This is a genomic window from Nostoc sp. (assembly GCF_036917975.1).
Classification (GTDB): Bacteria; Cyanobacteriota; Cyanobacteriia; order Cyanobacteriales; family Nostocaceae; genus Nostoc.
The window spans coordinates 401,859-428,183 of record NZ_JBALEJ010000024.1; the positions used below are offsets into that span (position 1 = coordinate 401,859).

The window sequence follows — 26,325 nt, forward strand, 5'->3', positions numbered from 1 at the left end:
AAATCAGATTGTTCCATCACGAAAAACTCGTATTTGCACTTTATAACTGATGTAAAGATTTTCACTGGAATATCTTTACAATCCCAAATCCAATATCCCAAATTGTTATGACAGTTGCTCAAAGTCCCTCTGTTTTGGTGATTGAAACCGATGAGAGCCTTGCAAATCAGCTTGCTTGCGATTTGCAAGAAGCCGGCTATGAATCAGTTGTGGCTCATGATGCAGCTAGTGGTTTACAACACTGTCGCGATCGCCAACCTGCTTTAATTGTTTTAGACCGGATGCTAGCAGGAGAATCAGGACTCTCATTGTGCAAAAATCTGAGAAGCACTGGTATGCGATCGCCTGTATTGATTTTAATGGCAAGGGATACAGTTGACGATCGGGTAGCTTGTCTAGAAGCTGGAGCGGATGATTACATCCTCAAGCCTTATCGCTCAGAAGACTTTTTGAAGTTGATTCGCCTCTACTTAAAACCCGATGTGGATACCACCGAGCAATTACGCTTTGGGGATTTAATTTTAGACATAGCAACTCGCCGCGCCATACACAACGGACGACCAATTGACTTGACAATGAAGGAATTTGAACTATTAAAATTCTTAATGGAACATCCCCGTGAAGTATTAACCCGCGAACAAATTTTAGAGAATGTTTGGGGTTACGACTTTCTGGGTGAGTCGAATGTAATTGAAGTGTACATCCGTTACTTGCGGCTAAAAATCGAAGATGAAGGTCAAAAGCGCCTCATTCAAACAGTGCGCGGTGTAGGGTACGTTTTAAGAGAATCCTAGTATACTGTAGCGGAAGTCTAGCTACCTTGTTGCCTCCCAGCCAAGGGGTTTTTCTGCCGACAACACTGTAAAATTGAAGTCTAAATCACAAAATCGAAAAACTATATGACTCGTCGGCTAAGTTTGCTCTCGATGTTGCTGAGTCTTTTCCTGATGGGCTGTTCCGCACCAACAACAGCTAAACCTCCCAGCCCCACCTCTGCTTCTCAAACTCCAGCACCAGTGAGTTTAGGTCAAACACTACCAATTTCTGCCAAAGCCATTGTTCCTAATGGCACAACGATTAAATTAGAGGTAGCGCAGACACCAGAACAGCAAGAGATGGGTTTGATGTATCGACCAGCTTTGCCAGATGACCGGGGAATGCTATTTCCTTTCCCTTCAGCACAACCAGTTAGTTTCTGGATGAAGAATACACCTATGCCATTGGATATAGTATTTCTACATAAGGGTGTAGTTAAATATATTCAGGCTGCTACACCTCCTTGTGCAAGTGATCCTTGTCCTACCTACGGCCCCAGGACACCAGTCGATAAGGTGATTGAACTTCGCTCTGGAAGAGCTGCCGAATTGAAGTTGAAAGTAGGTGATATTATCAAAATTGAGTTTTGAGCCTCCGGTACTTTGCGGGTATAAAAATTTGGGTAATTACCCGGTTAAGAACCTATACGGTTGAAATATATGTTTTTTCTGTAAAAAATGTCACTTGATGTGGTAAAACAGTCACTTGTAACGCTACTATTTAAAAACTCTGGTAATAATGTAAAATTCTACTGTCTCCAACCTAAAATCGTAGTCTTAGGTTGGGTTGCAAAAATATTCCCTTGGGCGTAAGTGCAAATAGTCGCCAATAAGAGAGTATAGGCTATGGAATCTTTGTTACTACCTGTGTAATTAAATAAAGCGCAAAAGTAAATAAGATGAAGCCAATTGAATTAAGTAAAAATACTGCTTGAGAATCGGCAGATGATTTGTAAGAAAATTCCTATTTCTTAAACCCTCTATGAAAAGCCTATCTTAAAGGCAGATCAAAAAAAACTGTGCTGGGGTGTATGGCCGATGACGGCACAGTGACAGATGAAATACTGGCTACTGTCTACCGAGCAATGGTGAACTGATATATGACAATACATTCTACACAAGGAGGTGAGATACAAATGTCACCATCAAAATATTCTCGACTGATTCATTTTTTGCAAGAAGATTTGGCAATTTCCACAGCATCACTAGCAGTGGCGCTTCGGCATCGGGAGCAAGACCCAGGCCCTTTGGCGATGATTCTTTGGCAGTATGGGTTAATTACTTTAGACCAATTAGAACAAATTTATGATTGGCTGGAGACAGCATAATTCATATCCAATTTTGGATTTTGGATTTTGGATTTTGGATTAAAAGTTTCTACCAAATGGCTGTTACCGAAATCTCAAACAATACTATTTATACCAATTTAGTGTGATACTAAGTTGTCAAAGTTAGTCTTGTTTGATGTCAAAGAGACTGCCGGATTTTCTTCAGAACAAATAATACTATCTAGGGCAACTTGGTGTCATTTAGGATAACTGAGGTATATCACCGAACAGGGCAAAAGTAAAAAGTTAAAAGGCACTCATAAAGAAAAAGAAAAATGGTTTGAGAGCAACTAAATTTATTTATGGAATGAAATAAAAACATTTATAACGATAGCGCAGCGTTAGCGAGTCATCGAGCGTCGTGGCCTAGCGCGTTCTCATGATTGCGCCTCGTAGAGAGAAATAATACGTCTTTATCAAATCCCCTTAATTTATTTATGGGGATTACCTTTTTACTTCTTAAACATTTCTTAACAAAGTAGTTGAGAATAAAAAAATGGAAAATATTTCTCAACGAAAATCGGCGTGCCCGTGCCTGTGGTAAAGCATTAGCTGATATTGAGGCACATCTTGATTACCTGGAACAACGTCTCAAACAAATCAATCAAGAAAGTCAACTTGTTTTCAGCTTAAGCACAAGCTAGTTGTTGAAACCCTAAATGACATGAACATTTATTGGAAGTATTCATTCTCAAGTATAGACATAACTACTAAGGAGCAATACTTATCTCCTTGCTTTATAGCTTCTCGCAAGACTCCTTCCTCGTGAAAGCCAACTGACTGATAAACATGTCTGGCACGTTGGTTATGCTCAAAGACATCCAAGCAAAAACGATGAGCTTTATACTCTTCAAAAACTTTTTTGATAACGAGATGCAACGCACGCTTGCCGTATCCTAGCCCTGGTTCAGCAATGACGATTCGAGTTAATTCAATACTACGGTTTAGTGATTTGAAGCCAGATAAGATAGCGTAGCCACTGGTTTTTTCTAAACTATTTTCAATCATGAAGTAACCCTTGTCAGCGGAGTGCAAGTGTCTGCTGTGTTCGTCTCGACTCCAGGATAGAATCAGGTTTTTGAACTCATCCCTAGCTTCTTGAGTGAGGATAAAGTCAATATCCTTTGGGTTAGCAAGTCGTAATTTCATCACACTTTAGACTTGAGAGTGTCATCGCCAAAAAAGTCTGTTACCAAAATTGTTACGAGTACATTGTTTTTGGGCAGCTAATTTATCATGATATATAGTTAAACTCCTCACACCACACTAAAAACCGTTAAACACCAAGTTTGGCGGTTTTTTCCTTTTTAAGAGCTTGTATTCATACATGACGTTGTGAGATCAGGGATGAGGGTGCGATCGCATATTTCCACCCCTTCTAAAGAATTATCGCTCCATTCAAAAGCAAATCTCAGCTTTATTCAATTATTAAATGTAAATTTATTATAACCTCAATGCGATGTCTACGATGGGCTATGACGCTTGCGGACTTGCTACCGCTACCCTATCGGCGATCGCTGTTTTCCCTCAAACATAGCTCTGTATCTACCCTATTACGCTAAAGTTGCATAAGAACGTGCATCTAAAGGCAGGAGGAAAGAGTTGTGAAAGCAGTCTTGATGACAGCAGCAGGCAGTCCCGAAGTTCTGCAAATACAGGATGTACCAAACCCTGCTGTTCCTGTCGGGAATACTGAACTTTTAGTGCGTTTAGTAGCGGCTGGCATTAACCCCATTGACACTAAACTTCGTAGTCGAGGTACTTTCTACCCCGATCGCACGCCGACAATTTTAGGATGTGATGGTGCGGGTATTGTCGAGGCAGTGGGTGCTGGCGTTCAGCGTTTTCGCCCAGGCGACGAGGTATATTTTTGCTATGGTGGCTTAGGCGCACACCAAGGCAATTACGCTGAATATACCGTTCTGGATGAGCGCTTTGTCGCACGTAAACCCGCGTCTATCTCCTTTGCCGAAGCAGCAGCAGCGCCTTTAGTGTTAATCACTGCCTGGGAAGCTTTATACGAACGGGGACGCTTATCACCTGGGGAACGGGTTTTGATTCATGCGGGTGCTGGTGGTGTCGGTCATGTAGCAATTCAATTAGCGAAACTCAAAGGTGCTACTGTTTCCACTACAGTGGGTTCTGAGGAAAAGGCTAATTTCGTCAAAGAACTTGGTGCGGATCATGTAATTTTTTACAAAAAAACCGACTTTGTGCAAGCGGTATTAGATTGGACTGGTGGCGAAGGTGTAGACTTGGCTTTTGATACCGTAGGCGGTGAAACCTTTCACAAAACTTTCCCCGCAGTGCGAGTCTATGGCGATATTGTGACGATTCTCGAACCAGATGCCAATACTATTTGGAAAACTGCTAGACTACGCAATCTCCGCATTGGTTTAGAATTAATGTTGACACCAGCATTACTAGGATTAGAAGAGAGTCTCCAGCATCATGCAGAAATTCTCGAACAATCTGCCACTTGGATTGATGAAGGCAAGTTAAAAATCCATGTTAGTCACAAGTTTCCTTTAAAAGAAGCGGCTAAAGCGCACCAACTGATTGAAAGTGGGTCTGTGGCGGGTAAAATTGTTCTGCTAATTAGCAATGAATGATCGAACAATTTGCATAATTTATTTTTTCAACGCAGAGGCACGCAGAGGTTAAACGCAAAGGTACACAGAGAGGTTTCTCTGCGTACCTCTGCGCTTTACTTCTCTGCGAGACGCTTTGCGAATGCGTTCCTCTGCGTTTTAACTCTTCTCCTCTTCCTCCCCCTACCTGTTTGGGCAGCACAACCAGAACGCACACCCTTAACTCTGGAATTATTACAAGAACGACTGCGTACTCCGACACTCCGTGAAGGCAATCTAACTATAGATTTGCAGAAGATGGTGATTGATTTGCGCCCAGAAAACGCTAGCTTTCGTGATGCTTTTTACCAATTGCTGCGAAAAGAACTAGGTGCAAAACCTCTGGGTTTAGACCTCACTTATACTTTGATTTTAGGGGATTTTGTGGGCAGCGATTTGGGTTTAAGAACACCATTGTATGCAAAAGCCATTGCTCCCATTTTCACTGCTACTGAACAAAAAGAACTAGAACGTTTGCGCTTTGTTTGTCTAGAGTCACTTGCGATGTCTACGACGGGCTACGCCTACGCTTTACCCAACTCTAAAGATTGTCGATCGCTCTTAGGAACAGAGTCAACCCCCGCCAGTGAAATCACTGTCTTTCGTGGTGTCTTAACACTGGTGCAAACTCGCTTCAATGGGGAAGTGAAGTTCTCTAATACATTTTTTCTTCAGTCTGTGGATGCCCAAGGTGCAACTTTTCTCCAACCCACTAATTGGACTGAAAGTAGATTTGCTCGTCCCGTTAGTTTCACTAGTGCTAACTTCAAGCAACCAAGCAATTTTCAGGGCAGTATTTTTTTTGAAAAAGCTAATTTCAAAAAAATAAAATTTCAGGAATTCGCTGATTTTCAAGGTAGTATCTTTGAAAAAATTGCCAACTTCAACCAAGCAATTTTTAAACAGTCGGCTAAATTCAACAGTGTGCAGTGGCAAGGAAATGCTGATTTTTCTGATGTGGATTTTGCCAATCAAATCCAGTTTACTAAAGCGGATTTTAATCAGTTTCTCTTTTTAACAGAAGCGACTTTTGAGCAAGCTGTCAGCTTCCGAGAAGCGGAGTTTAACCAATTGGTAAATCTGCAAGGTGCGAACATTCTTAACCAAGCAGATTTTAGTGATGCGAGGTTTGGTACAGAAGCTTGTTTAAGTGTATCTGGTTTAACTTTTAATTCCAACCAAGCAAAAATTTTAGGTAATCCCGGTGAGATTGGTAAGATGTTCTGCATCCCTACATTACAAGGTAATCAAAATATTTTACGAAATTTGGGGCAAAACTTCCGTCAGCAACAGCAAGTTGCCGATGCTAATGAACTGGAATATACCAAACAACGACTGCGATTAATAGAGTTTGGTCGTCGTCTGACGGCTACAAATATTAATAGTGCAAGTGTCACAAATTTGATTAAATTAGGTTTTTCTGCACCTCAAGCCCAAGCGATCGCCCACCGTCGTCTCCTAAAATCCTTTCGTAATAGTAGTGAGTTACTCACCATAGCAGACATCGATTTAGAAAAATATACCCAACTGAGCGATCGCTTAATTGTTGGCGAAACCCTTTCTATCGGTGGGTGGCTACTCCTAGCTTGGAGTTGGTTAGCGTTGAGTGTACTGCTGCTATTGAGTGGCTATGGGACGAATTTTTGGTTAGTCTTTGGCGTGGGAGGATTAGCGATCGCTTATTTCGGCTTACTATTTTGGCTAGTAGATCGCTATCGTCGGCTGCATCCCGTACCAATTATTCCCACATCCTACGAAACCATTTCGATATTAGTCAGTTTTAGCGTTTTAGAATTCTTCAGCTTACTAGCGATCTTTCGCAATGCTGCACAACCTTGGCTGACATTAGGGTGTCTTTTTATAATTATTGTCCCCGTACCAATGGCTTTATTGATTCGACTTTACCAACAAGGTCGCTATCATAATTTAATGAATGTTTCTTACTTCACAGAAGACGGCACATTTCGCCAGTTAAGATTATTGATTGGGCGTTTGCCAGTGATACCAAGGAATCAGACATTTCGGGAACGATATATGCCCTTATTGTGCGATCGCCGTTGGAATTGGCTCAACTACTATGATTTTAGCCTCAACAACCTAGTTAAATTAGGATTTAATGACATTCGTTTGCGAGACGAACACTTACCAGGTATCATCTCTGCACTTGCTTGGTATCAATGGAGTTTGGGTGTAATTTACATCACGTTGGTTTTGTGGACACTTTCGCGTACAATTCCGGGGCTGAATTTGTTGATTTATCTGAAGTAGGTGACTACGTAATTCAATCAATTGGTGTCTAAACATTGACTGATATAACTAAGTATACTGGGGCGCTCGACAATCAAAACTTTGTATCTTGTGTACTTTCCAGAGAAAGATAGAAGTTACAATCAAAGTCATAAAGCCAATGCCTATAGGACTAAAAGATTATGCGAATTAAGCAAATTTCTGTCAGTGGCTTATTTGGAATTTTTGACCATGTGATTCCATTGAACATGGATGAACGAATCACCATTATTCATGGGCCAAATGGTTTTGGCAAAACAGCGATGTTAAGAATTTTGAATAGTCTTTTTAACTCCCGATACTCAGAGTTGAGAACTATCCCATTTAGAAATTTCCGAGTTGAAGTTGATAATAATAGTAGTGTTGAAATAATAAAAAATGCCGAGAATGCAGAAGAGTTGGAAAAGAATGATATTGTTTTCAAATTTTATCAGCCTGATTCAGAGCCAGCTTCTTTTTCTCTAAAGCCAATAAATATTCGCTCTGACATAGACTTTCGGCTTGGGATTTTGGATGATGTGATACCAGGACTAGAACGAATAGCTCCTCGAAAATGGCTGTATAATCCTACTGGAGAAACTCTTTCTTTAGAAGAAATTGTAGAGCGCTTTGAGAATTTATTACCCTTAGACTTAAGACAACAAGAAGAGGTTGAATGGCTAGAAGAATTGAAGAAAAATATTCATATTCGCCTCATTGAATCACAACGTTTGCTGAATTTTGTACCTAAACGTTCTTCCAGAATGTATCGTGGAACACCTTCAATGTTGTCTACTGTGTCTGCTTATTCTGATGAACTTGCTCAGATCATGCAAGATAAATTTAAGGAATACGGTACAGTATCTCAATCTCTTGACAGAACTTTTCCAGTTAGGGTGGTGAAGCAACAGCTATCCGCAGATTTGACGAATCAACAACTTCGTAATGATCTAAACGAACTTGAAGCAACTCGCTCTCGTCTCATAGAAGTAGGTCTTTTAGATAAAGATGAAGATGCAGAATTTCAAATTCAGCCTCAAGATATAGAGGAAAGCACCAAAAATGCTTTGTCGGTATATGTTGAAGATGTGGAAAAGAAGCTGAGTGTTTTTGCTGAAATAGCAAGGAAGATCGATTTATTAAGGAAAATTATTAATAATAAGTTTGCCTATTCCTATAAAGAGATAAACTTTAGTAAAGACAAGGGATTTGTTTTCACTACACTTTATAAGTCATCATTATCTGATTCAAAAGCTCTTTCACCAATAGATTTATCATCTGGTGAGCAACATGAGTTAGTTCTCCTATATGAGTTACTATTTAAAGTTCAACCTAATTCTTTAGTTTTAATTGATGAGCCTGAATTATCTCTACACGTAGGATGGCAGGTTCAATTTTTAAAGGACTTGCAAGACATTACAAAGCTTGCAGATTTAAATATACTAATGGCTACTCATTCACCAGATATTATTCAAGATCGCTGGGATTTGACGGTTGAACTGAAAGGGCCACAAAAGTGAGAGATTTTCTGACAGTTGACCGTGTTGCTAACCAAATACGATTACGACGAAGCACGTATACTGGAACTTTTTTATTAGTGGAAGGAAGTTCTGATAAAACTTTCTATCAGCGATTTGTTGATCAATTAGTTTGTGAATTAGTCGAAACATCAGGAAAACCCTCTAGTAAACAGCGTGCTATTGACATTTTAAAAATTTTGGAACAATCAAATTTTCAGGGAGTTTTAGCAATTGTTGATGCAGATTTTGATCGCCTTGAAACTTTGTTGTACACCAGTCCTAATCTACTCCGCACCGATAGCCATGATCTTGAAACTATACTGATTAACTCACCAGCATTTAACAAAGTAGTCGCTGAGTTTGGTTCTGAAGAGAAAATTGCCCAGTTTAATCCAGATATAAGATTAGTATTACTTGAAAATGGGATATCAGTAGGTTATTTGCTTTGGGTTTCTAAATGTGAAGGATTAAATTTAACCTTTGATGGCATTAAATTTAGCAAGTTCATTGATGAGCAAACTCTACAAATTGATGAACTCAAGCTGATTCAGGAAGTTAAGAATAAATCCCAAGCTTACTCTTTGAGAGATGAAGATTTACAAAAACAGCTAAAGAGTCAAAAAAGCAATAACTACGATCCTTGGCAAATGTGTTGTGGTCATGATTTGGTGGAAATTCTGTCCATTGGTTTACGCAAAGTGCTTGGCTCTAACAAAGCTACTGATGTTGAACCGAACAGTCTTGAGCGTAGTTTGCGGCTTGCTTATGAAGAAATCTACTTTCGCCAGACACAACTCTACTTGGACATTCGTACATGGGAAATTAATAACCAGCCATTTAGGGTTTTGCAGAATAATCCATAATACCAAATTCTTAATCCATGTATAGTATTGTTATTTTTGACACATTATTAATTGAAGAGTGTTGGCGTTGGTAGAAAATCAGGTGATCGCACTATAAAGTTAAATTAATGCGATCGCTATCCCTAAAAACTAGTCTTAACCCGTCTTCTGCTTTAGGCTTGCCGCACTCCCGCGTTATCATCTGAGAAAGATAAAACTGTTGTGATCGTGGGGAGGTCTTTCTCACTTCCGGAATTTCAACAACTAAATCATCCCGTAAAATAGACAGGCAAGAACCCTGCCTTGTAAAAATATGGGAAAATTTTTGGGAAATTCCTCAAGACTCAGGAATCGCTACTTATCTGCTCACTCAGGACTCAGAACTCTTTATGTTAGCAGGCACAATTTTGCAGGATGGAAAATACACCCTAATTCAAGAAATAGGGCGTGGTGGCTTTGGCATTACGTTTAAAGCTACGCATCACTACTTGGATCAGGAAGTGGTGATGAAAACCATCAATGAACGGCTGCGACAACATCCTGATTTTGCCAAATTCGAGAAACAATTCCAGGATGAAGCCAGACGATTAGCTACGTGTATCCACCCAAATATAGTCCGAGTTAGTGACTTTTTTGTGGAAGCTGGACTGCCGTACATGGTGATGGAATACATTCCTGGCGAAACCTTGGGAGACGCATTTGTATTACCAGGGATAACTTTGCCAGAAGCAATAGCAATTCATTACATCCAGCAAATTGGGGCAGCGTTGCAGGTAGTACACAATAACGGTTTGTTACACCGAGATGTCAAACCAGATAACATTATCCAACGCCTTGGAACCCAGGAAGTAGTACTAATTGATTTTGGCATTGCCAGAGAATTTAATGGTGGTGTCAGGCAGACTCATACAGGTTTGGTTTCTGAAGGTTATTCTCCCATTGAGCAGTACTTGACACAAGCGCCACGCACACCCGCTACCGATGTTTATGGTTTAGCAGCAACCTTGTATGCACTATTGACAGCCCAAGTTCCCATGCCAGCATTATTACGCGATCGCGAGCAAATGCCTTCCCCCCGCGAATTACAACCACACTTGAGTGCTGCTGTCAACCAGGCAGTAATGCGCGGTATGGCGGTGGAGTCTCGTTTTCGACCAGCAACAGTTGCCGAGTGGCTGCAATTGCTACCTAGAAATGGAATGAATCTGACACCGCAAGTCCTACCCACTTACGCAGTGCCAACTGTCAATTTATCTGCCCAGCAGGCAGCAACTATAATTGGGAAAACTGCCCAAAATTCTCTTCATAGACCATCAGCCTTGGGCAACCCAGGCATGGGCAAGGAAGCTGTACTGGCTAAAAAGCTGAGATCATCTCAGGTATTGATTGGTATAAGTGTAGCTCTAGTTGCTGCTACAGCAGGTTTTGGAATCACGAGTATATTACCCAAATCTCAGCAGCAGCCAACCACAAAGCCCCTTTTTGAACAGCCAACTCCAGAACCAGGTGCAAAAGTACCTAACTTCGATAGTACATCCTCACCGCCGGGTGAAGAGAGAACCCAATCAGCACCCGTCTCTAATTCCAAGTCGCGCCGTCGCAATCGTCGTTCTTCCCCAGAAGAATCTTCCAGCCCCAACCCTACAGCAGAATCACAACGCGGCAATTTTGAACCTTCGCCTAGTGTTTCCCCTACACCCTCCCTAGTAGAGAAACTAAGGGCAATCCGCTCATCTCGAAAGGCTTCCCCCGCACCACTACCACAAAATAACTTACCCACTCCTAGTCAAAATTCTGCCTCCCCTCAACAGGTGAGTCCGTCAAACCCTGTGGTTATACCAACAGCACCATCAACGGAATCAAAACAATCAGATCCTTCTGCTGTAGTAGTACCAACATTAGAAAAACAAAATTCTCCGACTAATAGTCAACCCCAGAATGTTCATAAGTTCCAGGAAAAGCCACAAGATGACAATAATTAGTCAATGTTAGATTTTAAATTTTGGATTTTGGTGAAGTAGCGCGGTAAGTCCCATTAGTGTCAACTTAACGTGAAACCGCTTGTCCGACGGGAATTTCAATTCCCGTCTTATAGCTAAAGTCATCTGAAGATAGTCTGAAATTTCTTTAATTTTGAATTTTGTTAGCGCAGCGTTAGCGAGTCTACGAGCGTCATTTTGAATTTTGAATTGTTAATCCCTGGCGGGCATGGAAGCCAACAGATAAGCTATTTCCAGCTTAAGTTGACACCAATGGGTAAGTCCAGCACCGCGCCGACTCCTATTTAACTAATTACGCTGATTAAAACTGGGTTGAAGGCTAGATACACTAAGCTTTCAACTCACTTTTCAGATAGGAAGACTATATAATAATCAATCACTTTTATTTATTGAATTTAAAAAAAAAAGTATTTGCTTCTATCCTAAAAGGTCTTTAAAGTAGAGTTAGCCGGTCGGCAATAGGTTGATTGTAAAGTTTTCTTAGTATTAGCTTAAGGAAACAGACTTCAAGACTTTGTATTTTTAGATATGAGTTTAAAATATTACGCCTGTGGTAATCTCTAATAAATCAGAATACGCGCTTCTAGCCCTGTTAGAGTTAGCAACCTGCTACCCTAAGGGTGAAGCCCTGCAAATTCGAGAAATAGCGGCATTGCAAGATATACCGAACCGCTATTTAGAACAACTTCTAGCAACATTAAGACGTGGAGGTTTGATTAAAAGTATACGCGGAGCCAAAGGTGGCTATATTTTGGCACGAGATCCTGCAAAGATTACAGTGTTTGATGCTTTTAGCTGCATGGAAGGGTCAGATATTGTTGTCTCTCCTTCTGAGCCGACTCCCAACACGGTAGAAGGTGAGCTAATTCAGGAAGTCTGGCAGGAAGCACGTGAGGCTGCTAACTCTGTTTTGGAAAAATATACACTCCAAGACCTTTGCGATCGCAGAGCAATTCGAGAACAGAAGGAACTAATGTATTACATTTAGGTAAGGATGAAATCAGAGTATTTTCATCCTGAGTATGAAAGTAATAACGAGATAACCCATAACGCTGTTATATGCCTGAAGTCAATTATCAGCAGCCCATCAATAGTACCGCTACTCTTGTGGAGAGTTATGCAGCCGGAAAACGGAACTTTAGTAAAGCAGAACTAGGTAATGCTGACTTGCAAAGCATTAACTTGAAAGGATCTGACCTTAGTTATGCTGACTTGAGCGAAGCTAACCTGAGTAGCGCTAATTTGAGGGGAACTGATTTGAGTTTTGCCGATCTGGGTCAAGCGAATTTGAAAGATGCCGATCTTCGGGGAGCATTATTGATGTCAGCGAATCTCCGCCAAGCCTCTCTCAAAGGAGCGAACCTGGAAAAAGCAGACTATAATCGCAACACCCATTTTCCCCAAGATTTCGATCCAGTGAAGGCGGGTATGCAGATTAAATTTGAAGATTGATTAATTTACAGCATTTTTCAAGTAAATGGTGTAGTTCAATTACTTGAAAAACGCCGTAAATTGAATGATTTTACTTGCCTCAAGATAGAAGATATTTCTCCTCAAGGAGTTGTATTTTTGTAGAAAAGCCTATCTATGAGGTTGACAATGGAGGCGAAAAGTGAAACCTTCAACCGACGCGCACCACTGATTACTGCTGGAATTTTTCTTGGTGTGGGTCTTGGAGGGTTTATTGATGGGATTTTACTGCATCAGATCCTCCAGTGGCATCACATGCTCAGTAACATTCGACCTCTGACCAACACGGCAAATATAGATTTGAACATCGTGTGGGATGGGTTATTTCATACCTTGGATTGGGTATTTACCGTGGTCGGACTTGTGTTGCTATGGCGTGCTGGAGGGCGTGATGATGTTCCTTGGTCATCACAGACTTTTATTGGATCAATAGTGATTGGAACTGGGTTATTCGACTTAGTTGAAGGTTTAATTGACCACCAAATTCTCGGTATCCATCACGTGAAACCAGGCCCAAATCAGTTAGCTTGGGATTTAGGATTTCTTGCATTCGGTGCGCTACTTGTTGTTATCGGCTGGATAATGATAAAAAAGAGTCGTTAGGCATTGGGAATTGGGCATTGGGCATTGGGCATTGAAAAGAGGCAGAGGGGCAGGGTGCGGGGGGCGGAGGGGAAAATTCTTCTCCCTGCTCCCTGCCCCCTTGCTTCTCCCCTGCTCCCCCTGCTTCCTCATCTCCCCCAGTCCCCAGTCCCCAGTCCCCAGTCCCCAGTCCCCCCTATGACAGAAACTTTTGAAAAAACTAGCTGGAATTGGCAGTTATCTCAATTCCAACAACAAGTGGGTGAATGGTGGGAATACCAGTTTTACCGCTTTGAGCAAGCTTTGCCAGAATTGCCTACTGGATGGTCGATTAGTCCTTGGCTTGCTGAGTTGCTGAAATTCCTGTTTTGGCTGGTACTGGGCTTATTTATAGCTTGGGTATGTTGGCGATTATGGCGAGAATTCAGTCCTTATATATATTCTTGGCTGAATAAAACTGGCAATCTCATTGATTTTCGCGTCAAAACTCCCTCTGGTGAATTATCCATAGCGCTTTTGTTGGAGCGATCGCAAGAATTTTACCGTCAAGGTAACTACCGTGAAGCTTGCCGTTGTATTTATTTAGCAATGTTGCAGCAGTTACATCAAAAGGCGATCGCACCTCACAAACTCAGCCGTACAGATGGAGAATATCTGCAATTACTGCGATCGGCTGTGACTCCCATACAGCCTTATGAAACTTTAATTACTACTCACGAGCAATTATGTTTTGGTAATGCCGATATTTTGCCAGACAATTATGAGCAGTGTCGGCAAGCTTATCGAGAAATTTCCCCAGAATGAAAAAGAGACGTTGCAATGCAACGTCTCTACACAAAACAAACAGTATTCTATTTGGTGAATTCTATTTGGTGAGAACCGCGATCGCTTTGTCTACAGCTTGCAAGGCAATGTTTACTTCCGCCTCTGTGACAATTAGCGGTGGCACAAACCGGACTACTTTAGGCCCGGCTGGTACTAGTAATACGCCCTCTTTGATGGCAGCGTTGACGACATCGCCTGCGGTTAGGTCAATGTCGGCTCGCAACTCCAAACCGTTGATTAAACCCCAACCCCGAACTTCGCTAACGTGCTGAGGATATTTGGCTGAGATCGCTCTCAATCCATCTCGCAACTGTTCACCCCTATTTTCCACATTCTGCAAAATATTTTCCTGTTCTAATGTCTGGCAAACAGCGAGTGCTACACCACACACAAAAGGATTTCCGCCAAAGGTGCTAGCGTGTTCCCCTGGTTGAAAAATATCGCAGAATTTCTTGCTCATCATTGCACCGATAGGGATACCGCCACCTAAGCCTTTGGCACTGGTGAAAATATCCGGTTCAACGCCGAGATGTTCGTAACCCCATAATTTGCCACTGCGCCCCATACCAACTTGCACTTCATCAAAAATCAATAAAATGCCAGTTTCGTCGCAAATCTGCCGGAGTTTTTTGAAGTAGGCAACATCTCCTGGACGTACACCGCCTTCTCCCTGCAATGGCTCGATTAAAATTGCCGCTACCCGATAATCGCCTTCATCCAACTCACTAATCGCCACTTCCAAAGCGTTAATATCGTTGTAATTTACGTAGTGGAACCCAGGAACCAAGGGGTCAAAGTACTTTTGATACTTCGGTTGTCCCGTAGCGGTAATGGTCGCTAAAGTCCGCCCGTGGAAACTGGCATTGGCGGTGAGAATAATTGGTTTTTCAATGTCTAATACTGTGTGAGCATATTTTCGTGCTAGTTTAATTGCGGCTTCGTTAGCTTCAGCCCCAGAATTGCAAAAAAATACGCGATCGGCACAGGAATGATTGACAAGCCATTTTGCCAATTCACCCTGCTCAGGAATATAGTACAAATTAGAGACATGGTGCAACTTCTGGATTTGGCGTGTCACCGCTTCTACCATTGCTGGATGGGCATGTCCTAAAGTACAAGTGGCAATTCCCGCCACAAAGTCCAGATATTCTCGTCCCTGTGTATCCCAAACTCGGCATCCAGCACCCCGTTCTAGGGCTAAGGGAAACCGGCCGTAGGTGGACATGACAGCTTCATTAAAGCTATCTACCTCAAAGGGACTAGATGCTGACCCTGAATCTGGGGGGATGGTGGCTTGGTCAACGAGAGTTTGTAGGCTCACTACCGCTCCTCCTGAAAGTTTTTCATTATATAGTTATTTACTAGTTTCCTAGAAATCTCTAAAAATAACTTTTTGTTTGGCACAACTCGTACATCTTCTTAGGGACTTCCAAATTAAAAAACATCCAAAAATCTCGTACAACAATCCTCTCTCTTCTTCATCTCTCCGTGCCCTCTGCGTCTCTGTGGTTCGTTTTTTTGGATAATTTATTTCTTGGAAATCCCTTAAGCTAACGCTTACAGCACATTTCAGGTAAATGAAGTACATATATAAAACTCAAAACCTTGTACAGACGTAGCACTGCTACGTCTCTACGTGTATTCGATTAGAGCGCAATCTGCTGTATGTGAAGTGACATCCTCCCCGCGCCGCAACTTCGTGGAGGGCAGGGGCTTCTCAGTGACTATAAATATGCTAGAACCTAGAGCTTTCATAAAATTTTCAATAAGTTGCATTGGTCGCTGCACACAAACCGACAATGTTTAGTTAAGCTGTAAGCGCTATGATTGAAGTTTATTGAACGTCTTATGCACTGGTTGTTATCTGGGCCGTTGAGTACAGAAGAATTGACGGTTAACATTGCAGGATTGCCTGCATTGTTACAGGGTAAGAAGGTAGTGCAGTTGTCTGATTTTCACTACGATGGTTTGCGGCTGTCGGAGGATATGTTAGAGAAAGCGATCGCAGTTACTAACGAAGCTGAACCAGATTTAATTTTATTAACTGGTGACTATGTAACTGACGATCCGACACCGATTCATCAACTGATACTTCGACTCAAACATCTGCAAAGTCGCAATGGTATCTATGCTATTCTTGGCAATCACGATATATATCACAAACAAGCCCAAGCAGAAGTTACAAAAGCCCTCACTAGCATTGGTATTCACGTCCTTTGGAACGAAATTGCCTATCCACTAGGAAAAGAATTGCCACTTGTTGGACTGGCGGATAGTTGGTCACGGGAATTTTACCCCGCACCAGTTATGAACCAACTAAACCCCGACACACCCTGCATTGTTTTATCCCACAACCCAGATACGGCGGAGATATTACAAGCATGGCGAGTCGATTTACAATTATCTGGTCATACTCACGGCGGTCAAATCGTGATTCCTGGAATTGGCCCTGCGGCGTTGCTTTACGAAAAGTTTGCAAAAAAAATACCCAGAAAAATCCGGCGTCTAGTGCCATTTTTGGAAGTCAATGTTTCTGTAGTCAACCATTGGGAATGGGCGCAAGGTTTTCATCGGGTAGGAAAAAATCAGCTATATGTCAACCGTGGTTTGGGAACTTACCTCCCAGGACGCTTATTTTGCCGCCCAGAAGTTACTATAATCACCCTACAAGATGAGTAGGTAATTCAAAATTCAAAATAAAAGAAAGCAATCACAGCAGGTATTCTAGGCTAATAATACTTAGTTTGATCGCATAATTTTGAATCAATGAGTCAATTGTATCTAGAGTGGATGGCATAAATTATTGCATTTTATCAAGTTACATTTTTATTTTTGGTAAGCTGTAAGCGCTGGTATGAGGAGTATCGGTTGGCTTATGCATTGGTTATTTACGGGACATTTAAGAGTAGATAAAATAACGGTTAAGATTGCAAAACTTCCTGCATCTTTACAAGGGACAACGTTAGTGCAGTTGTCAGATTTTCACTATGATGGTTTGCGACTGTCGGAAGATATGTTAGAAAAAGCGATCGCAGTTACTAACGCAGCTGAACCAGATTTAATTGTATTAACTGGTGACTACGTAACTGACGATCCCGCACCAATTCACCAACTGGTGCTTCGACTCAAGCATTTGCAAAGTCGCTGTGGTATCTACGCCGTACTTGGGAACCACGATATCTATTACAGCCACTCTAAAGTGGAAGTTACACAGGCGTTAACTAGTATTGGGGTGCATGTGCTTTGGAATGAAATTGCCTATCCACTAGGAAAAGAATTACCATTCGTTGGACTAGCTGATTATTGGTCACGGGAATTTTACCCCGCACCAGTCATGAATCAACTAGATTCTGTTACACCGCGCATCGTTTTATCTCATAACCCAGATACAGCCAAGATATTGCAACAATGGCGCGTAGATTTGCAACTATCTGGTCATACCCACGGTGGTCACATCGTCATTCCGGGTATTGGCCCTCTAGTATTTTATTACAAAAAGCTACTCAAACAAATTCCCAAAAAATTGCGGCGTTGGATAACATTTTTCCTGGGAGACTGTTCTAAAGTAGTGCGATATTGGGAGTGGGCGCAAGGGTTTCACAAGGTAGAAGAAAATCAACTATATGTCAATCGTGGTTTAGGAACTTACCGCCCAGGACGTTTATTTTGTCCGCCAGAAGTGACTGTAATTACCTTAATTAGTGATTAGTCATTGGTCATTGGTCATTAGTTATTGGTCATTGGTCATTGGTCTAAGAGGATCTTTGAAAAGTTTTGGGCCAATACAGTTCAGTTAAGCCTCTTCCTTCTCTTCCTTCTCTTCCTTTGCGTCCTTTGCGGTTCGTTAAAAAAAGGATTTTAGCCTTAACTGAACCGTATTGCTTTGAAGACAGGCATTCCCAGTCTGAGGCTGGGAACGAGGTTACGAATTATCTTCAATCCAAAATCCAAAATCTAAAATCCAAAATTAGTTTCGCCATCCGCGCAACACTGTTCCCAAAACAGCAATTCCTTCGACAATCTTCTCCGTTGTTTGAAAGCTAAAAGCTAGTCTGATAGCATCATCTCCCTGGCCATTGGCATAGCAACGAGTTCCTGGCAGAAAGCTGATGCCGTATTCATTGGCAGCAGCTAGAAGTGCTTTGGCGCTGATATGTGGCGGCAATTTACACCAAACGAAAAAGCCCCCACCTGGTCGCAAAGCAACTACATCACTGGGAAACTCGTGAGCGATCGCTTCTAACAACAAATTACACTTATGTTTGTAGCAGGCGATTAGCTCCTGAATATGATGATCTAGTTTGCCTGTAGCACAGTAGCGGGCAACCACATGGCTGACAAATGGCCCCACAGGCCCCTCACTTTTGAACATTGCCAGCCGTTGAATAATTGCTGGATCGCCGCAAGCCCAACCCAGCCGGATACCGGGCGCAATAATTTTCGAGAAGGTACTCACATATAAAACCCACCCATCCTTGTCAAGGCTTGCCAGGGAGGGCACTGTTTCCCCTTGGAAGCGCAAATCGCTATAAGCATCGTCTTCCACCACCAGCACGCCATATTCAGCCGCTAATGCGACCAATTTTTGGCGGCGAGATAATGGCATAGTCGCGCCTGTGGGATTATGAAAGGTGGGGATGGTGTAAATAAATCGGGGTCGAATGCCCTGTTTTTTCAAATCGCTCAAAGTTTCTTCTAAAGCGTCCACATCCATTCCTAATTCATCTACAGGAATGGTAATTAGGCGTGCGCCAGCCTGGAGAAATCTAGTAACTACTCCCAAGAAGGTTGGGCCTTCCACAATTACCACGTCACCAGGTTCGACAAACACATCTGGTAGCAAACCCAAAATCTGACCAGAACCGTAGCCAATAATCACGCGATCGCGATCGGCAGGGATTCCTTGAGCCTGCAAGCGGAGGATAATTTGCTCATAAAGTTGGGCTGAAGGTGGTCCGTAATTGAGAGCGATCGGAGCCTCTTCTGCCAGCACAGCCGCACTTGCAGCAGCCAAGTCGGCATGGGGAAAGAGAATTGGGTCAGCTAGTCCGTAGGCAAAGCTAACAGTGATAATTTTGGTTAACTCAGTGCCGTAAGTTGGTGGTGCGATTTTTCTCGCTCGTTCGGCGAATAAATCAGCAATTTGGTAAGCAGGGGTAGTGGGAGCCATAGAGGGCAAGTTGTCTTCTAGGTTGATGAAATCAGCATTTTCTCGAAGAAATACTGATAGTCAGTTTTATTCTAAATCCGAACAATGCTACCGTGTTTTCTGAGTAAAGTTTGGCTAATATCTCATCAATATCTGAAAAGCAAAAATTTTAGACCATTTTTGAATCGAGCGTTTGTAACCTTCTGGCATTTTCAATATTTTGACTTCTTCAAAAGTAAAAACACCCACATTTTTGTGTGCCGAACTATAAGTAATTTTTGAAACCGCCTCCAGGTAACAACCATAGTTGACATCCTCACCGCCGTTAACGCACGGTGATTCTGGAGTAATGAGTAACAAGTAATAAGTAATGAATAAATACCCATTTTTCATCTACTCATTACTCATTACTTCTTACTCATTACTTTAAAGCCGTGCTAGAAGCACGTAGCTCTAAACCCAATTTTTCGGTAATAATTAAAATATTAATATGTTCATAAAAAATTGTTATAGCAGTCCCAATACTGCGTAGGTTTTGCCCCAAGAATAAAAATGTGTTTATTGTAAGTTGAACTAGTACAACCAGGCGTAAATAAACCACCCATTTAAAATAGCCAGAAAGCTTACAAAATAAGCATTCTTTATTTTAAGTTTTGCCTTCTTGTACTAGTGCGATCGCTCTTAAAAAAAGTTCAAAGCTAATGACTAATGACTAATGAGTATACTGAAATTGATTAACTTGAAATGGCGGCAGCTAATTCTGAGCTTAGGCTGTTTGCTACTACTCATTGCCTGTAACAATTCTTATCCAACTACAAATCCAGGAGTTCAAGTCCTGAAGGTGGCAACAGACCCCACCTTTATCCCCTTTGAAATCCAGACGGCTAGCGGGAACTTAGAAGGTTTTGATATTGATTTGATGAAAGCCTTGGCGCAGCCCGTACCTGGTTTTGCAGTCCAGTTTGAAAGTCTGCCCTTTGATGGTATGATATCAGCCTTGCAAGCTAAAAGAGTCGATGCCGCAATTAGCGGAATTACGATTACTGCTGAACGCCTGAAAACAATTGCTTTTTCACGACCTTATTTTAAAGCCGGACTAGCGATCGCTGTCCGCGAAGACAACCAAAATATTAAAGACTTCAACAGTCTCAAAGGGAAAAAAATTGCTGTCCAAATTGGTTCCACTGGGGCAGATTTTGCCAAAACCATCCCCAACGCCAAAATTAGTACTTTTAATTCTGGGCCAGAATTCTTCCAAGACTTGCTCAATGGCAACGTAGATGCTGTGGTTAGCGATGCTTTCGCTACTTTGTATGCGATTAAAAATGGCAAACTCAAAGGCATCAGAGTTGTTGCTGACCTTCTCACTGAAGAATACTACGGGATTGCTACACCTAAAGACTCCCCCCATCTGGATGCAATTAACAAAGGTATAGCCACTTTGTTATCCAATGGTACTTATAAGCAAATTTATCAAAAATGGTTTAACGCGGAACCTCCACAATTGCCAGATTCTTAGCGATAGGGAATTGGGTATTGGGGATTAGGTATTGGGGACTGGGCAATAATCAATAGTTTTTCTTCCCCTGCTCCCACTCTCCACTCTTCAATAGACCTCTTGCAAAAGTCCCCAACCCCTCCCCTTGGTAAGGGGAGGGGAGCGTTTGCGTCAGCAAATGCGGGGTGGGGTTCTTGATTTATGCAAGAGGTCTAATCTATAAGGAATTAACTGCCAATATATGAAATATTTATCTAATATGCGTCACAATTAATACTGCCACCAAAATTTATTGATAAACTACAATTTACTGTAGTCAGGGACAGCCAATTGTGGCACCTTGGATCTTAGTGGCTAGAAGCACCTTGGAACGGGAATAAAGGAACTTCCACTATGCTGATTTGCCCTCAGTGTAAATTTGAAAACCCCAATAGCAACAAATTCTGTCAAAACTGTGGCACGTCCCTGACTCACAAGGTCTGTCCTGAATGCAGTACCGATGATGTACCTGTGAATGCACTACGTTGTCATAACTGTGACACGGAATGTGGAACAGTGTTTTGGGCAATTATTGCTAAGGAAACAACTGGCGAAGCTTTAGGAATAGAAGGGGACGTGGGGGATGTGGAAGATATAGGAGATGAGGGAGAAATATCTTCTTTATCTCCTCTATCCCCTAGTTCTCAGATTGCATTAGGCTCCTATTTAGACTCCCAAGAGCGCTATCAATTGTTAGATCCGCTACCTGCCCAAACTGAAGCTGACACTATTAGTAATGTAGGTGTGAGAGTTCTAGACTGCCAGCCGTATCAAATATCACCAATTGAGGCAATACTAGCAGGTCAGCAAGCAGATTTGCTAACGCCATCAGCACAAGCAAGTGGAATTCCTCACCTTGCCCAACTTTATATTGCCTTACAATCCCAAGGTGAGCCAGGGATACCGCCGATTCACGATGCCTGGCAGCAGGATGATATACAGGTAGTAATCATCGAAGATCGCTCGAATTGGCAGTATTTACTTGACCTGTGGCAAGAAGAAACAACAAGTTCGTTAAAAATTTTACACTGGTGTTATGAAATGACCCAACTTTGGGCAGCATTGGAACCAGTAAATTGTCGTCAAAGCCTTTTAGAATTGTCGAATTTGCGATTGGATGAAGACCAAACGCTGGCTCTACAAAGGTTGTATGTGGAATCATCCAATTCTCAGCCCGCCACGGAGTCGCCAGAAGATGCCCAAGTCCAAATATCTACCATTCCAGAGGAACCGTTAGCTATCCAAGCTTTGGGACGGGTTTGGCAAGCACTATTTAGACAGTCTCAACGCACTCAATTTGGCTCTGTAGTCCAGATGTTGGGGGATTTAGATGTAGGCAAGATCGAGACGATCGCACAATTGCGATCGCGTTTGGAGGAAATCTCTATTGAACTAGAAGCACTAGGAAATGCAACTTTGCCTCCAATAGAGGAGAAAGATACTGCTGTGCCCACTATCCCACAATCAGATGAGCTAGAAGATATCATTAACAAAATTGATGATTTGCCAACTGTTGTGCTGGCGATGCAGTTAAGTAGCTTAGAAGATGCAGGACGCACAGATGTAGGGCGTCAACGTCATCATAACGAAGATTACTTTGGCATTGAAACCAAAATTCACAAGCTGGAGTTTCCCAAAAGTCGGGTCTTAGAAGGGCATGGTTTGTATATTCTCTGTGATGGTATGGGTGGACACGCTGGCGGCGAGATAGCCAGCGAGTTAGCAGTCAACACCCTACGGCAATACTTTCAAGAACACTGGATTGGCAACCAACTGCCAACAGAAGATAGCATTCGTGAGGCAGTGTATTTAGCTAATGAGGTGATTTACAAGCTCAACCAACAAGATGCCCGTTCTGGAGTTGGGCGTATGGGTACAACTTTGGTAATGCTCTTAATTCAAGATACTCAAGCAGCTGTTGCTCATGTGGGAGATAGCCGTCTCTATCGCGTGACACGCAAGCAGGGATTAGAACAAGTCACAGTAGATCACGAAGTTGGCCAACGGGAAATTACGCGCGGAGTGGAAGCAAGCATCGCTTACGCCCGTCCAGATGCTTACCAACTCACCCAAGCCTTGGGGCCTCGTGATGAAAACTCGATTGATCCCGATGTCGGCTTTTTCGACATCAATGAAGATACTCTTCTGCTCTTGGCATCGGACGGTTTATCAGATAATGATTTACTAGAAACCCACTGGCAGACTCACTTAGAACCCTTAATTAGTTCTGGCGCTAACTTAGAACGGGGTGTTACAGACTTAATTGAGTTGGCAAACCAATACAATGGTCATGACAACATTACTGGTATACTAATTCGGGCAAAAGTACGCCCAAATTTGGAAAGTTGAAAATTAAGGACTGGGGATTGGGGACTGGGGACTGGGGACTGGGGACTGGGAACTGGGAACTGGGAACTGGGAACTGGGAAATAATTTTTCTACTCTCCAAACCCTAATCCCCAAACCCTAATCCCCAAACCCCAATCCCTAATCCATTTACCTTGTAGGTTGTATCGTGGTTAGTCTGACCCTGTTAGAACCGCAACAGAAAATGCCCCTCCAGCAGTGGTGCTTTGAGAACTCCTCCATAATTCGGATTGGTCGAGCGGCAGATAATCACGTCGTTTTAACTGATAGTTTAGTTTCGCGGCATCATCTAGAACTTAGACAAGTCGGTTCCCCTAGCAACGGCGGTACTTGGCAGCTGATTAGTCAAGGTACAAATGGGACTTTTCTCAACGGTGTCCTTGTAATTCAAAGTCCCTTACCAGATAATTCCCTTTTGCAACTGGCTCAGGGAGGCCCAATACTGCAATTCCAAATTCAGGATGTCACAGTACTAGAAACTGGTGTGCGATCGCAACAAATACAAGGGACAGAAGAAAACGCTGCCGAGACACTTTACTCAGCAAAAAATCCGGCAAATTTATCCTACACTTGCACGCACGAAGGCAACTCACCAAATAATTTATTCTGTATCCACTGCGGTCAACCTCTCTCAGTGCAACAGAAGATTCGCCATTATCAGGTGTTGCAAACTCTCGGACAAGGAGGGATGGGTACTACCTATCTGGCTTGGGATGCGGCTGGTTTGATTGCAGGTACACCAAAACTGCTGGTGTTAAAGCAAATGAATGCTGATATGGCCAGAATTGCCAAAGCTCAAGAGTTATTTGAGCGAGAGGCGTACACTCTCAAATCCCTTAACCATCCTGGAATTCCCAAGTATTACGATTTCTTTGTAGAAGACGGAAAAAAATACTTGGCAATGGAACTAATCCACGGACAAGATTTAGAGAAACGTGTCTATACCACTGGCCCAGTGACACCAAACCAAGCGATCGCCTGGATGATCCAAACCTGCGATATTTTAGACTATCTTCATAGCCAAGAGCCTCCACTGATTCACCGCGACATTAAACCCGCCAACCTAATGGTGCGAGGTTCGGTAAATCGCATAGTGGTACTAGATTTTGGTGCTGTTAAGGAAATTGGCACAGCGCCCGGTACTCGAATTGGTGCAGAAGGTTACTGCGCTCCTGAACAAGAACGAGGACAACCTTTAACTCAATCTGATTTGTATGCAATTGGGCCAACGCTGATTTTTCTGCTCACAGGCGAAAACCCTTTCAAGTATTACCGCCAACGAGGGCGAAACTTCAGGTTTGATGTGGCAAAAGTTCCCACCATTAGTTCCCAATTAAGAGATGTGATCGATCACGTTACAGAACCATTGCCACGCGATCGCTATCAAACTGCAAAGGAATTAGCTGCGGCTTTAGCTACTTGTAAAGTTTAGGGAGTGGGGAGTAGGGAGTAAGAGAGTGGGAGTAGGGAATGATGAATATTAAAAATTACTATTCCCTATTCCCTATTCCCTATTCCCTATTCCTCATCCCAAGTTTCTACAGCTAGCAATTCGCTAACTGGGTCTTGCATACTAAAGCCAAAGTCAAGCAGTTCCTGTTTCCAGTGCTGCCATTCATTACCATAGAGCAAAGCGATTTTCCAGATGCTATCGCTTGGCTTGATAATATTCGATTCTATGAGTGATTGCACGTTGCGCTGCAATTTCACCATTGGGTGAATCACTTGCTGAGTCATAACCTCGATTGAATTCTGATGTTGTTGGTAAATGCTTAATTAAAACTGCTTTCCATTCTGCAATTGTTGCCGGCCCGTAGAGTGCTGTAATTTTGGCAAAGCTAGTCTTAACTTTCTAACTATACCATAACAAACTCCACTAAGTTACTGGTAAATTCGGTTTTGTACGGTAATTACCACCACAAAACTCCAATTTCACCAAGCAGTCCTTAAACTTTTTGCAGAAGCTAGGCAAAGGTTTAGCAGCAAGAGTTAAGGGATAAAGGAGGTAAGGGATATTTATGTTTACCCTCTTCTTTTTCCTCTTTAACCTTTACCCTTTTTTCACAAGAGTGCAACACTACCTTTGGTAATATATCTATAGTGACTAAGGACGACTGGGAAAATTTTATTTGTTTGAATCACAAAAAATATGTGTGCTTGTTGAACGACCCATCAGACACGGGCTAGTTTGAAAGTTTTTGACTGTCAGGGAAATTTGCAATTGAGTAGAAATCTCTACTGTTTATTCAAACGTTATTTAGAATATCGCAAACATCCGGCATTAGGCAGAATCATCGCAAATCTTCATATAATTTTAATGTTTTGTTCAGAGAATAAGACCTGTAGGGTTTTGCTTTAAAGTATGAAGGCGATGCCTACGGCGGTAAACTACGCATGGCACAAATTGTCGTTACAGCATGGACTTACCATAAAGTTCTCTCGTCTTCAGAGTCAGCATTTGAATTTTGTGTAAAAAATTTCTAGCCAAGATGTTAGTTTCTGTTGAACAAGTGGGTATCCTCAGAACGGGAGGCTTGCTGATACCTCAGTATTTACCACAGCAAGCATGTGAGGCATGGCTGGTTCAGATGAAGAATACCTAATTTCCCGCAAAAAGCAGATTCAGCGGCGACAAAAGATTGTCACGATAGTGTCGATGTTCTCGTTTTTTGGTTCTACGGCGTTTGCAGTCATTCCAGCAATCCAACATGCTAATCAACCTCAGCCAGCAATTGCGTCTGCTTCTCCTGAGTCAGGATTACAGCAACAGGTGCGGGGCTATGAGTTGGTTTTACAACGGGAACCAGAAAACCAAACAGCGCTCGAAGGATTGGTAATTGTGCGGCTAAAATTGAAAGATTCTGAGGGTGCTATTCAACCTTTAGAAAAGTTGGTGAAGTTACGCCCTGATAGGACAAATTACAAAGTTCTTTTAGAGCAAATTAAGAAACAACAAAGTAAAAGTAATCAATAGGGGTAGCTAACATACAGTCAT

The 26,325-nt window shown here is 42.2% G+C and carries 23 protein-coding genes and 1 pseudogene; 19 read left to right on the forward strand and 5 right to left on the reverse strand.

Translation table 11 applies throughout. The features are described 5' to 3' along the window. The first annotated feature begins 107 nt into the window (after positions 1-107). From nblR to V7K76_RS34585, 4 genes and pseudogenes are all read left to right on the forward strand, one after another. Complete coding sequence (nblR, locus tag V7K76_RS10250; RefSeq protein WP_334776549.1) at positions 108-794, forward strand: response regulator transcription factor NblR; 687 nt, start codon at positions 108-110, stop codon at positions 792-794. Between the two features lie 105 nt (positions 795-899). Next, complete coding sequence (locus V7K76_RS10255; RefSeq protein ID WP_334776551.1) at positions 900-1,406, forward strand: DUF192 domain-containing protein; 507 nt, start codon at positions 900-902, stop codon at positions 1,404-1,406. Positions 1,407-1,915: 509 nt separating this feature from the next. Further along, positions 1,916-2,143 (forward strand): DUF2949 domain-containing protein, encoded by a 228-nt coding sequence (locus V7K76_RS10260; RefSeq protein ID WP_334776552.1) that lies wholly within the window; start codon positions 1,916-1,918, stop codon positions 2,141-2,143. A gap of 515 nt (positions 2,144-2,658) precedes the next feature. Further along, positions 2,659-2,754 (forward strand): annotated as a pseudogene (locus tag V7K76_RS34585) (IS110 family transposase); the annotation flags it as partial. Between the two features lie 61 nt (positions 2,755-2,815). Here the strand turns inward: V7K76_RS34585 and V7K76_RS10270 are convergent. Then, on the reverse strand, positions 2,816-3,292 hold the full coding sequence (locus V7K76_RS10270) for a GNAT family N-acetyltransferase (RefSeq protein WP_334776554.1): 477 nt from the start codon (positions 3,290-3,292) through the stop codon (positions 2,816-2,818). A gap of 455 nt (positions 3,293-3,747) precedes the next feature. Here V7K76_RS10270 and V7K76_RS10275 point away from each other — a divergent pair, with 455 nt between their 5' ends. The 9 genes from V7K76_RS10275 (at position 3,748) to V7K76_RS10315 (ending at position 14,256) form a co-directional block, all read left to right on the forward strand. Next, on the forward strand, positions 3,748-4,755 hold the full coding sequence (locus tag V7K76_RS10275) for a zinc-dependent alcohol dehydrogenase family protein (RefSeq protein WP_334776555.1): 1,008 nt from the start codon (positions 3,748-3,750) through the stop codon (positions 4,753-4,755). Between the two features lie 9 nt (positions 4,756-4,764). Next, positions 4,765-7,041, forward strand: a complete 2,277-nt coding sequence (locus tag V7K76_RS10280; RefSeq protein ID WP_334776556.1) for a pentapeptide repeat-containing protein — start codon at positions 4,765-4,767, stop codon at positions 7,039-7,041. Between the two features lie 161 nt (positions 7,042-7,202). Beyond that, positions 7,203-8,558, forward strand: a complete 1,356-nt coding sequence (locus V7K76_RS10285) for an AAA family ATPase (protein ID WP_334776557.1) — start codon at positions 7,203-7,205, stop codon at positions 8,556-8,558. Then, a complete protein-coding gene (locus V7K76_RS10290) occupies positions 8,555-9,421 on the forward strand; it encodes a DUF4435 domain-containing protein (RefSeq protein WP_334776559.1) in 867 nt (288 codons plus the stop codon). Before V7K76_RS10285 ends, V7K76_RS10290 begins: the two co-directional genes overlap by 4 nt. A gap of 368 nt (positions 9,422-9,789) precedes the next feature. Next, positions 9,790-11,382, forward strand: coding sequence for a serine/threonine-protein kinase (locus V7K76_RS10295; protein ID WP_334776560.1), 1,593 nt, complete (start codon positions 9,790-9,792; stop codon positions 11,380-11,382). 568 nt (positions 11,383-11,950) lie between these two features. Then, positions 11,951-12,388: an RrF2 family transcriptional regulator gene (locus V7K76_RS10300; RefSeq protein ID WP_334776562.1), complete on the forward strand. Its 438-nt coding sequence runs from the start codon at positions 11,951-11,953 to the stop codon at positions 12,386-12,388. A gap of 71 nt (positions 12,389-12,459) precedes the next feature. Continuing rightward, the gene (locus V7K76_RS10305) at positions 12,460-12,852 is read left to right on the forward strand and encodes a pentapeptide repeat-containing protein (protein ID WP_334776564.1); all 393 of its coding nucleotides are present in this window, start codon (positions 12,460-12,462) and stop codon (positions 12,850-12,852) included. A gap of 147 nt (positions 12,853-12,999) precedes the next feature. Beyond that, positions 13,000-13,473 carry a DUF2243 domain-containing protein gene (locus V7K76_RS10310; RefSeq protein WP_334776690.1) on the forward strand — a complete coding sequence of 158 codons (474 nt, stop codon included), beginning with the start codon at positions 13,000-13,002 and terminating at the stop codon, positions 13,471-13,473. Between the two features lie 177 nt (positions 13,474-13,650). Beyond that, a complete protein-coding gene (locus tag V7K76_RS10315) occupies positions 13,651-14,256 on the forward strand; it encodes a DUF4129 domain-containing protein (protein ID WP_334776566.1) in 606 nt (201 codons plus the stop codon). Between the two features lie 61 nt (positions 14,257-14,317). Here V7K76_RS10315 and V7K76_RS10320 read toward each other — a convergent pair whose 3' ends face one another. Next, on the reverse strand, positions 14,318-15,598 hold the full coding sequence (locus tag V7K76_RS10320) for an aspartate aminotransferase family protein (RefSeq protein ID WP_334776567.1): 1,281 nt from the start codon (positions 15,596-15,598) through the stop codon (positions 14,318-14,320). A gap of 527 nt (positions 15,599-16,125) precedes the next feature. Between V7K76_RS10320 and V7K76_RS10325 the strand changes: the two genes are divergently transcribed. Both V7K76_RS10325 and V7K76_RS10330 read left to right on the forward strand, forming a co-directional pair. Continuing rightward, the gene (locus V7K76_RS10325; protein WP_334776569.1) at positions 16,126-16,956 is read left to right on the forward strand and encodes a metallophosphoesterase; all 831 of its coding nucleotides are present in this window, start codon (positions 16,126-16,128) and stop codon (positions 16,954-16,956) included. A 196-nt stretch (positions 16,957-17,152) separates the two neighbouring features. After that, positions 17,153-17,986 carry a metallophosphoesterase gene (locus V7K76_RS10330; protein WP_334776571.1) on the forward strand — a complete coding sequence of 278 codons (834 nt, stop codon included), beginning with the start codon at positions 17,153-17,155 and terminating at the stop codon, positions 17,984-17,986. A gap of 258 nt (positions 17,987-18,244) precedes the next feature. On the opposite strand, the gene V7K76_RS10335 is transcribed toward V7K76_RS10330, so the two are convergent. Together V7K76_RS10335 and V7K76_RS10340 are read right to left on the reverse strand one after the other, a co-directional pair. Next, positions 18,245-19,447, reverse strand: a complete 1,203-nt coding sequence (locus V7K76_RS10335) for an aminotransferase-like domain-containing protein (RefSeq protein WP_334776572.1) — start codon at positions 19,445-19,447, stop codon at positions 18,245-18,247. Positions 19,448-19,561: 114 nt separating this feature from the next. Continuing rightward, entirely contained in the window at positions 19,562-19,819 is a 258-nt protein-coding gene (locus V7K76_RS10340) for a hypothetical protein (protein WP_334776573.1), read from the reverse strand. Between the two features lie 322 nt (positions 19,820-20,141). On the opposite strand from V7K76_RS10340, the gene V7K76_RS10345 reads away from it, so the two are divergent. The 3 genes from V7K76_RS10345 to V7K76_RS10355 all read left to right on the forward strand — a co-directional run bounded on the left by V7K76_RS10345 (position 20,142) and on the right by V7K76_RS10355 (position 24,762). Next, complete coding sequence (locus tag V7K76_RS10345) at positions 20,142-20,945, forward strand: basic amino acid ABC transporter substrate-binding protein (RefSeq protein WP_334776574.1); 804 nt, start codon at positions 20,142-20,144, stop codon at positions 20,943-20,945. A gap of 372 nt (positions 20,946-21,317) precedes the next feature. Next, on the forward strand, positions 21,318-23,312 hold the full coding sequence (locus V7K76_RS10350) for a serine/threonine phosphatase (RefSeq protein ID WP_335029757.1): 1,995 nt from the start codon (positions 21,318-21,320) through the stop codon (positions 23,310-23,312). A 166-nt stretch (positions 23,313-23,478) separates the two neighbouring features. Then, complete coding sequence (locus V7K76_RS10355; protein ID WP_334950627.1) at positions 23,479-24,762, forward strand: FHA domain-containing serine/threonine-protein kinase; 1,284 nt, start codon at positions 23,479-23,481, stop codon at positions 24,760-24,762. Between the two features lie 86 nt (positions 24,763-24,848). Here V7K76_RS10355 and V7K76_RS10360 read toward each other — a convergent pair whose 3' ends face one another. Continuing rightward, the gene (locus V7K76_RS10360) at positions 24,849-25,067 is read right to left on the reverse strand and encodes a DUF4327 family protein (RefSeq protein WP_012407469.1); all 219 of its coding nucleotides are present in this window, start codon (positions 25,065-25,067) and stop codon (positions 24,849-24,851) included. An 838-nt stretch (positions 25,068-25,905) separates the two neighbouring features. On the opposite strand from V7K76_RS10360, the gene V7K76_RS10365 reads away from it, so the two are divergent. After that, complete coding sequence (locus V7K76_RS10365; RefSeq protein ID WP_335029758.1) at positions 25,906-26,304, forward strand: tetratricopeptide repeat protein; 399 nt, start codon at positions 25,906-25,908, stop codon at positions 26,302-26,304. Positions 26,305-26,325: the final 21 nt, after the last annotated feature.

What these genes read in the sequence shown, in the direction of transcription:
- nblR (WP_334776549.1), top strand. Translation starts at nt 108, where the DNA reads ATGACAGTTGCTCAAAGTCCCTCTGTTTTGGTGATTGAAACCGATGAG.
- V7K76_RS10255 (WP_334776551.1), top strand. Translation starts at nt 900, where the DNA reads ATGACTCGTCGGCTAAGTTTGCTCTCGATGTTGCTGAGTCTTTTCCTG.
- V7K76_RS10260 (WP_334776552.1), top strand. Translation starts at nt 1,916, where the DNA reads ATGACAATACATTCTACACAAGGAGGTGAGATACAAATGTCACCATCA.
- V7K76_RS10270 (WP_334776554.1), bottom strand. Translation starts at nt 3,292, where the DNA reads ATGAAATTACGACTTGCTAACCCAAAGGATATTGACTTTATCCTCACT.
- V7K76_RS10285 (WP_334776557.1), top strand. Translation starts at nt 7,203, where the DNA reads ATGCGAATTAAGCAAATTTCTGTCAGTGGCTTATTTGGAATTTTTGAC.
- V7K76_RS10295 (WP_334776560.1), top strand. Translation starts at nt 9,790, where the DNA reads ATGTTAGCAGGCACAATTTTGCAGGATGGAAAATACACCCTAATTCAA.
- V7K76_RS10305 (WP_334776564.1), top strand. Translation starts at nt 12,460, where the DNA reads ATGCCTGAAGTCAATTATCAGCAGCCCATCAATAGTACCGCTACTCTT.
- V7K76_RS10310 (WP_334776690.1), top strand. Translation starts at nt 13,000, where the DNA reads ATGGAGGCGAAAAGTGAAACCTTCAACCGACGCGCACCACTGATTACT.
- V7K76_RS10315 (WP_334776566.1), top strand. Translation starts at nt 13,651, where the DNA reads ATGACAGAAACTTTTGAAAAAACTAGCTGGAATTGGCAGTTATCTCAA.
- V7K76_RS10325 (WP_334776569.1), top strand. Translation starts at nt 16,126, where the DNA reads ATGCACTGGTTGTTATCTGGGCCGTTGAGTACAGAAGAATTGACGGTT.
- V7K76_RS10330 (WP_334776571.1), top strand. Translation starts at nt 17,153, where the DNA reads ATGCATTGGTTATTTACGGGACATTTAAGAGTAGATAAAATAACGGTT.
- V7K76_RS10335 (WP_334776572.1), bottom strand. Translation starts at nt 19,447, where the DNA reads ATGGCTCCCACTACCCCTGCTTACCAAATTGCTGATTTATTCGCCGAA.
- V7K76_RS10340 (WP_334776573.1), bottom strand. Translation starts at nt 19,819, where the DNA reads ATGAAAAATGGGTATTTATTCATTACTTATTACTTGTTACTCATTACT.
- V7K76_RS10345 (WP_334776574.1), top strand. Translation starts at nt 20,142, where the DNA reads ATGAGTATACTGAAATTGATTAACTTGAAATGGCGGCAGCTAATTCTG.
- V7K76_RS10350 (WP_335029757.1), top strand. Translation starts at nt 21,318, where the DNA reads ATGCTGATTTGCCCTCAGTGTAAATTTGAAAACCCCAATAGCAACAAA.
- V7K76_RS10360 (WP_012407469.1), bottom strand. Translation starts at nt 25,067, where the DNA reads ATGACTCAGCAAGTGATTCACCCAATGGTGAAATTGCAGCGCAACGTG.
- V7K76_RS10365 (WP_335029758.1), top strand. Translation starts at nt 25,906, where the DNA reads ATGGCTGGTTCAGATGAAGAATACCTAATTTCCCGCAAAAAGCAGATT.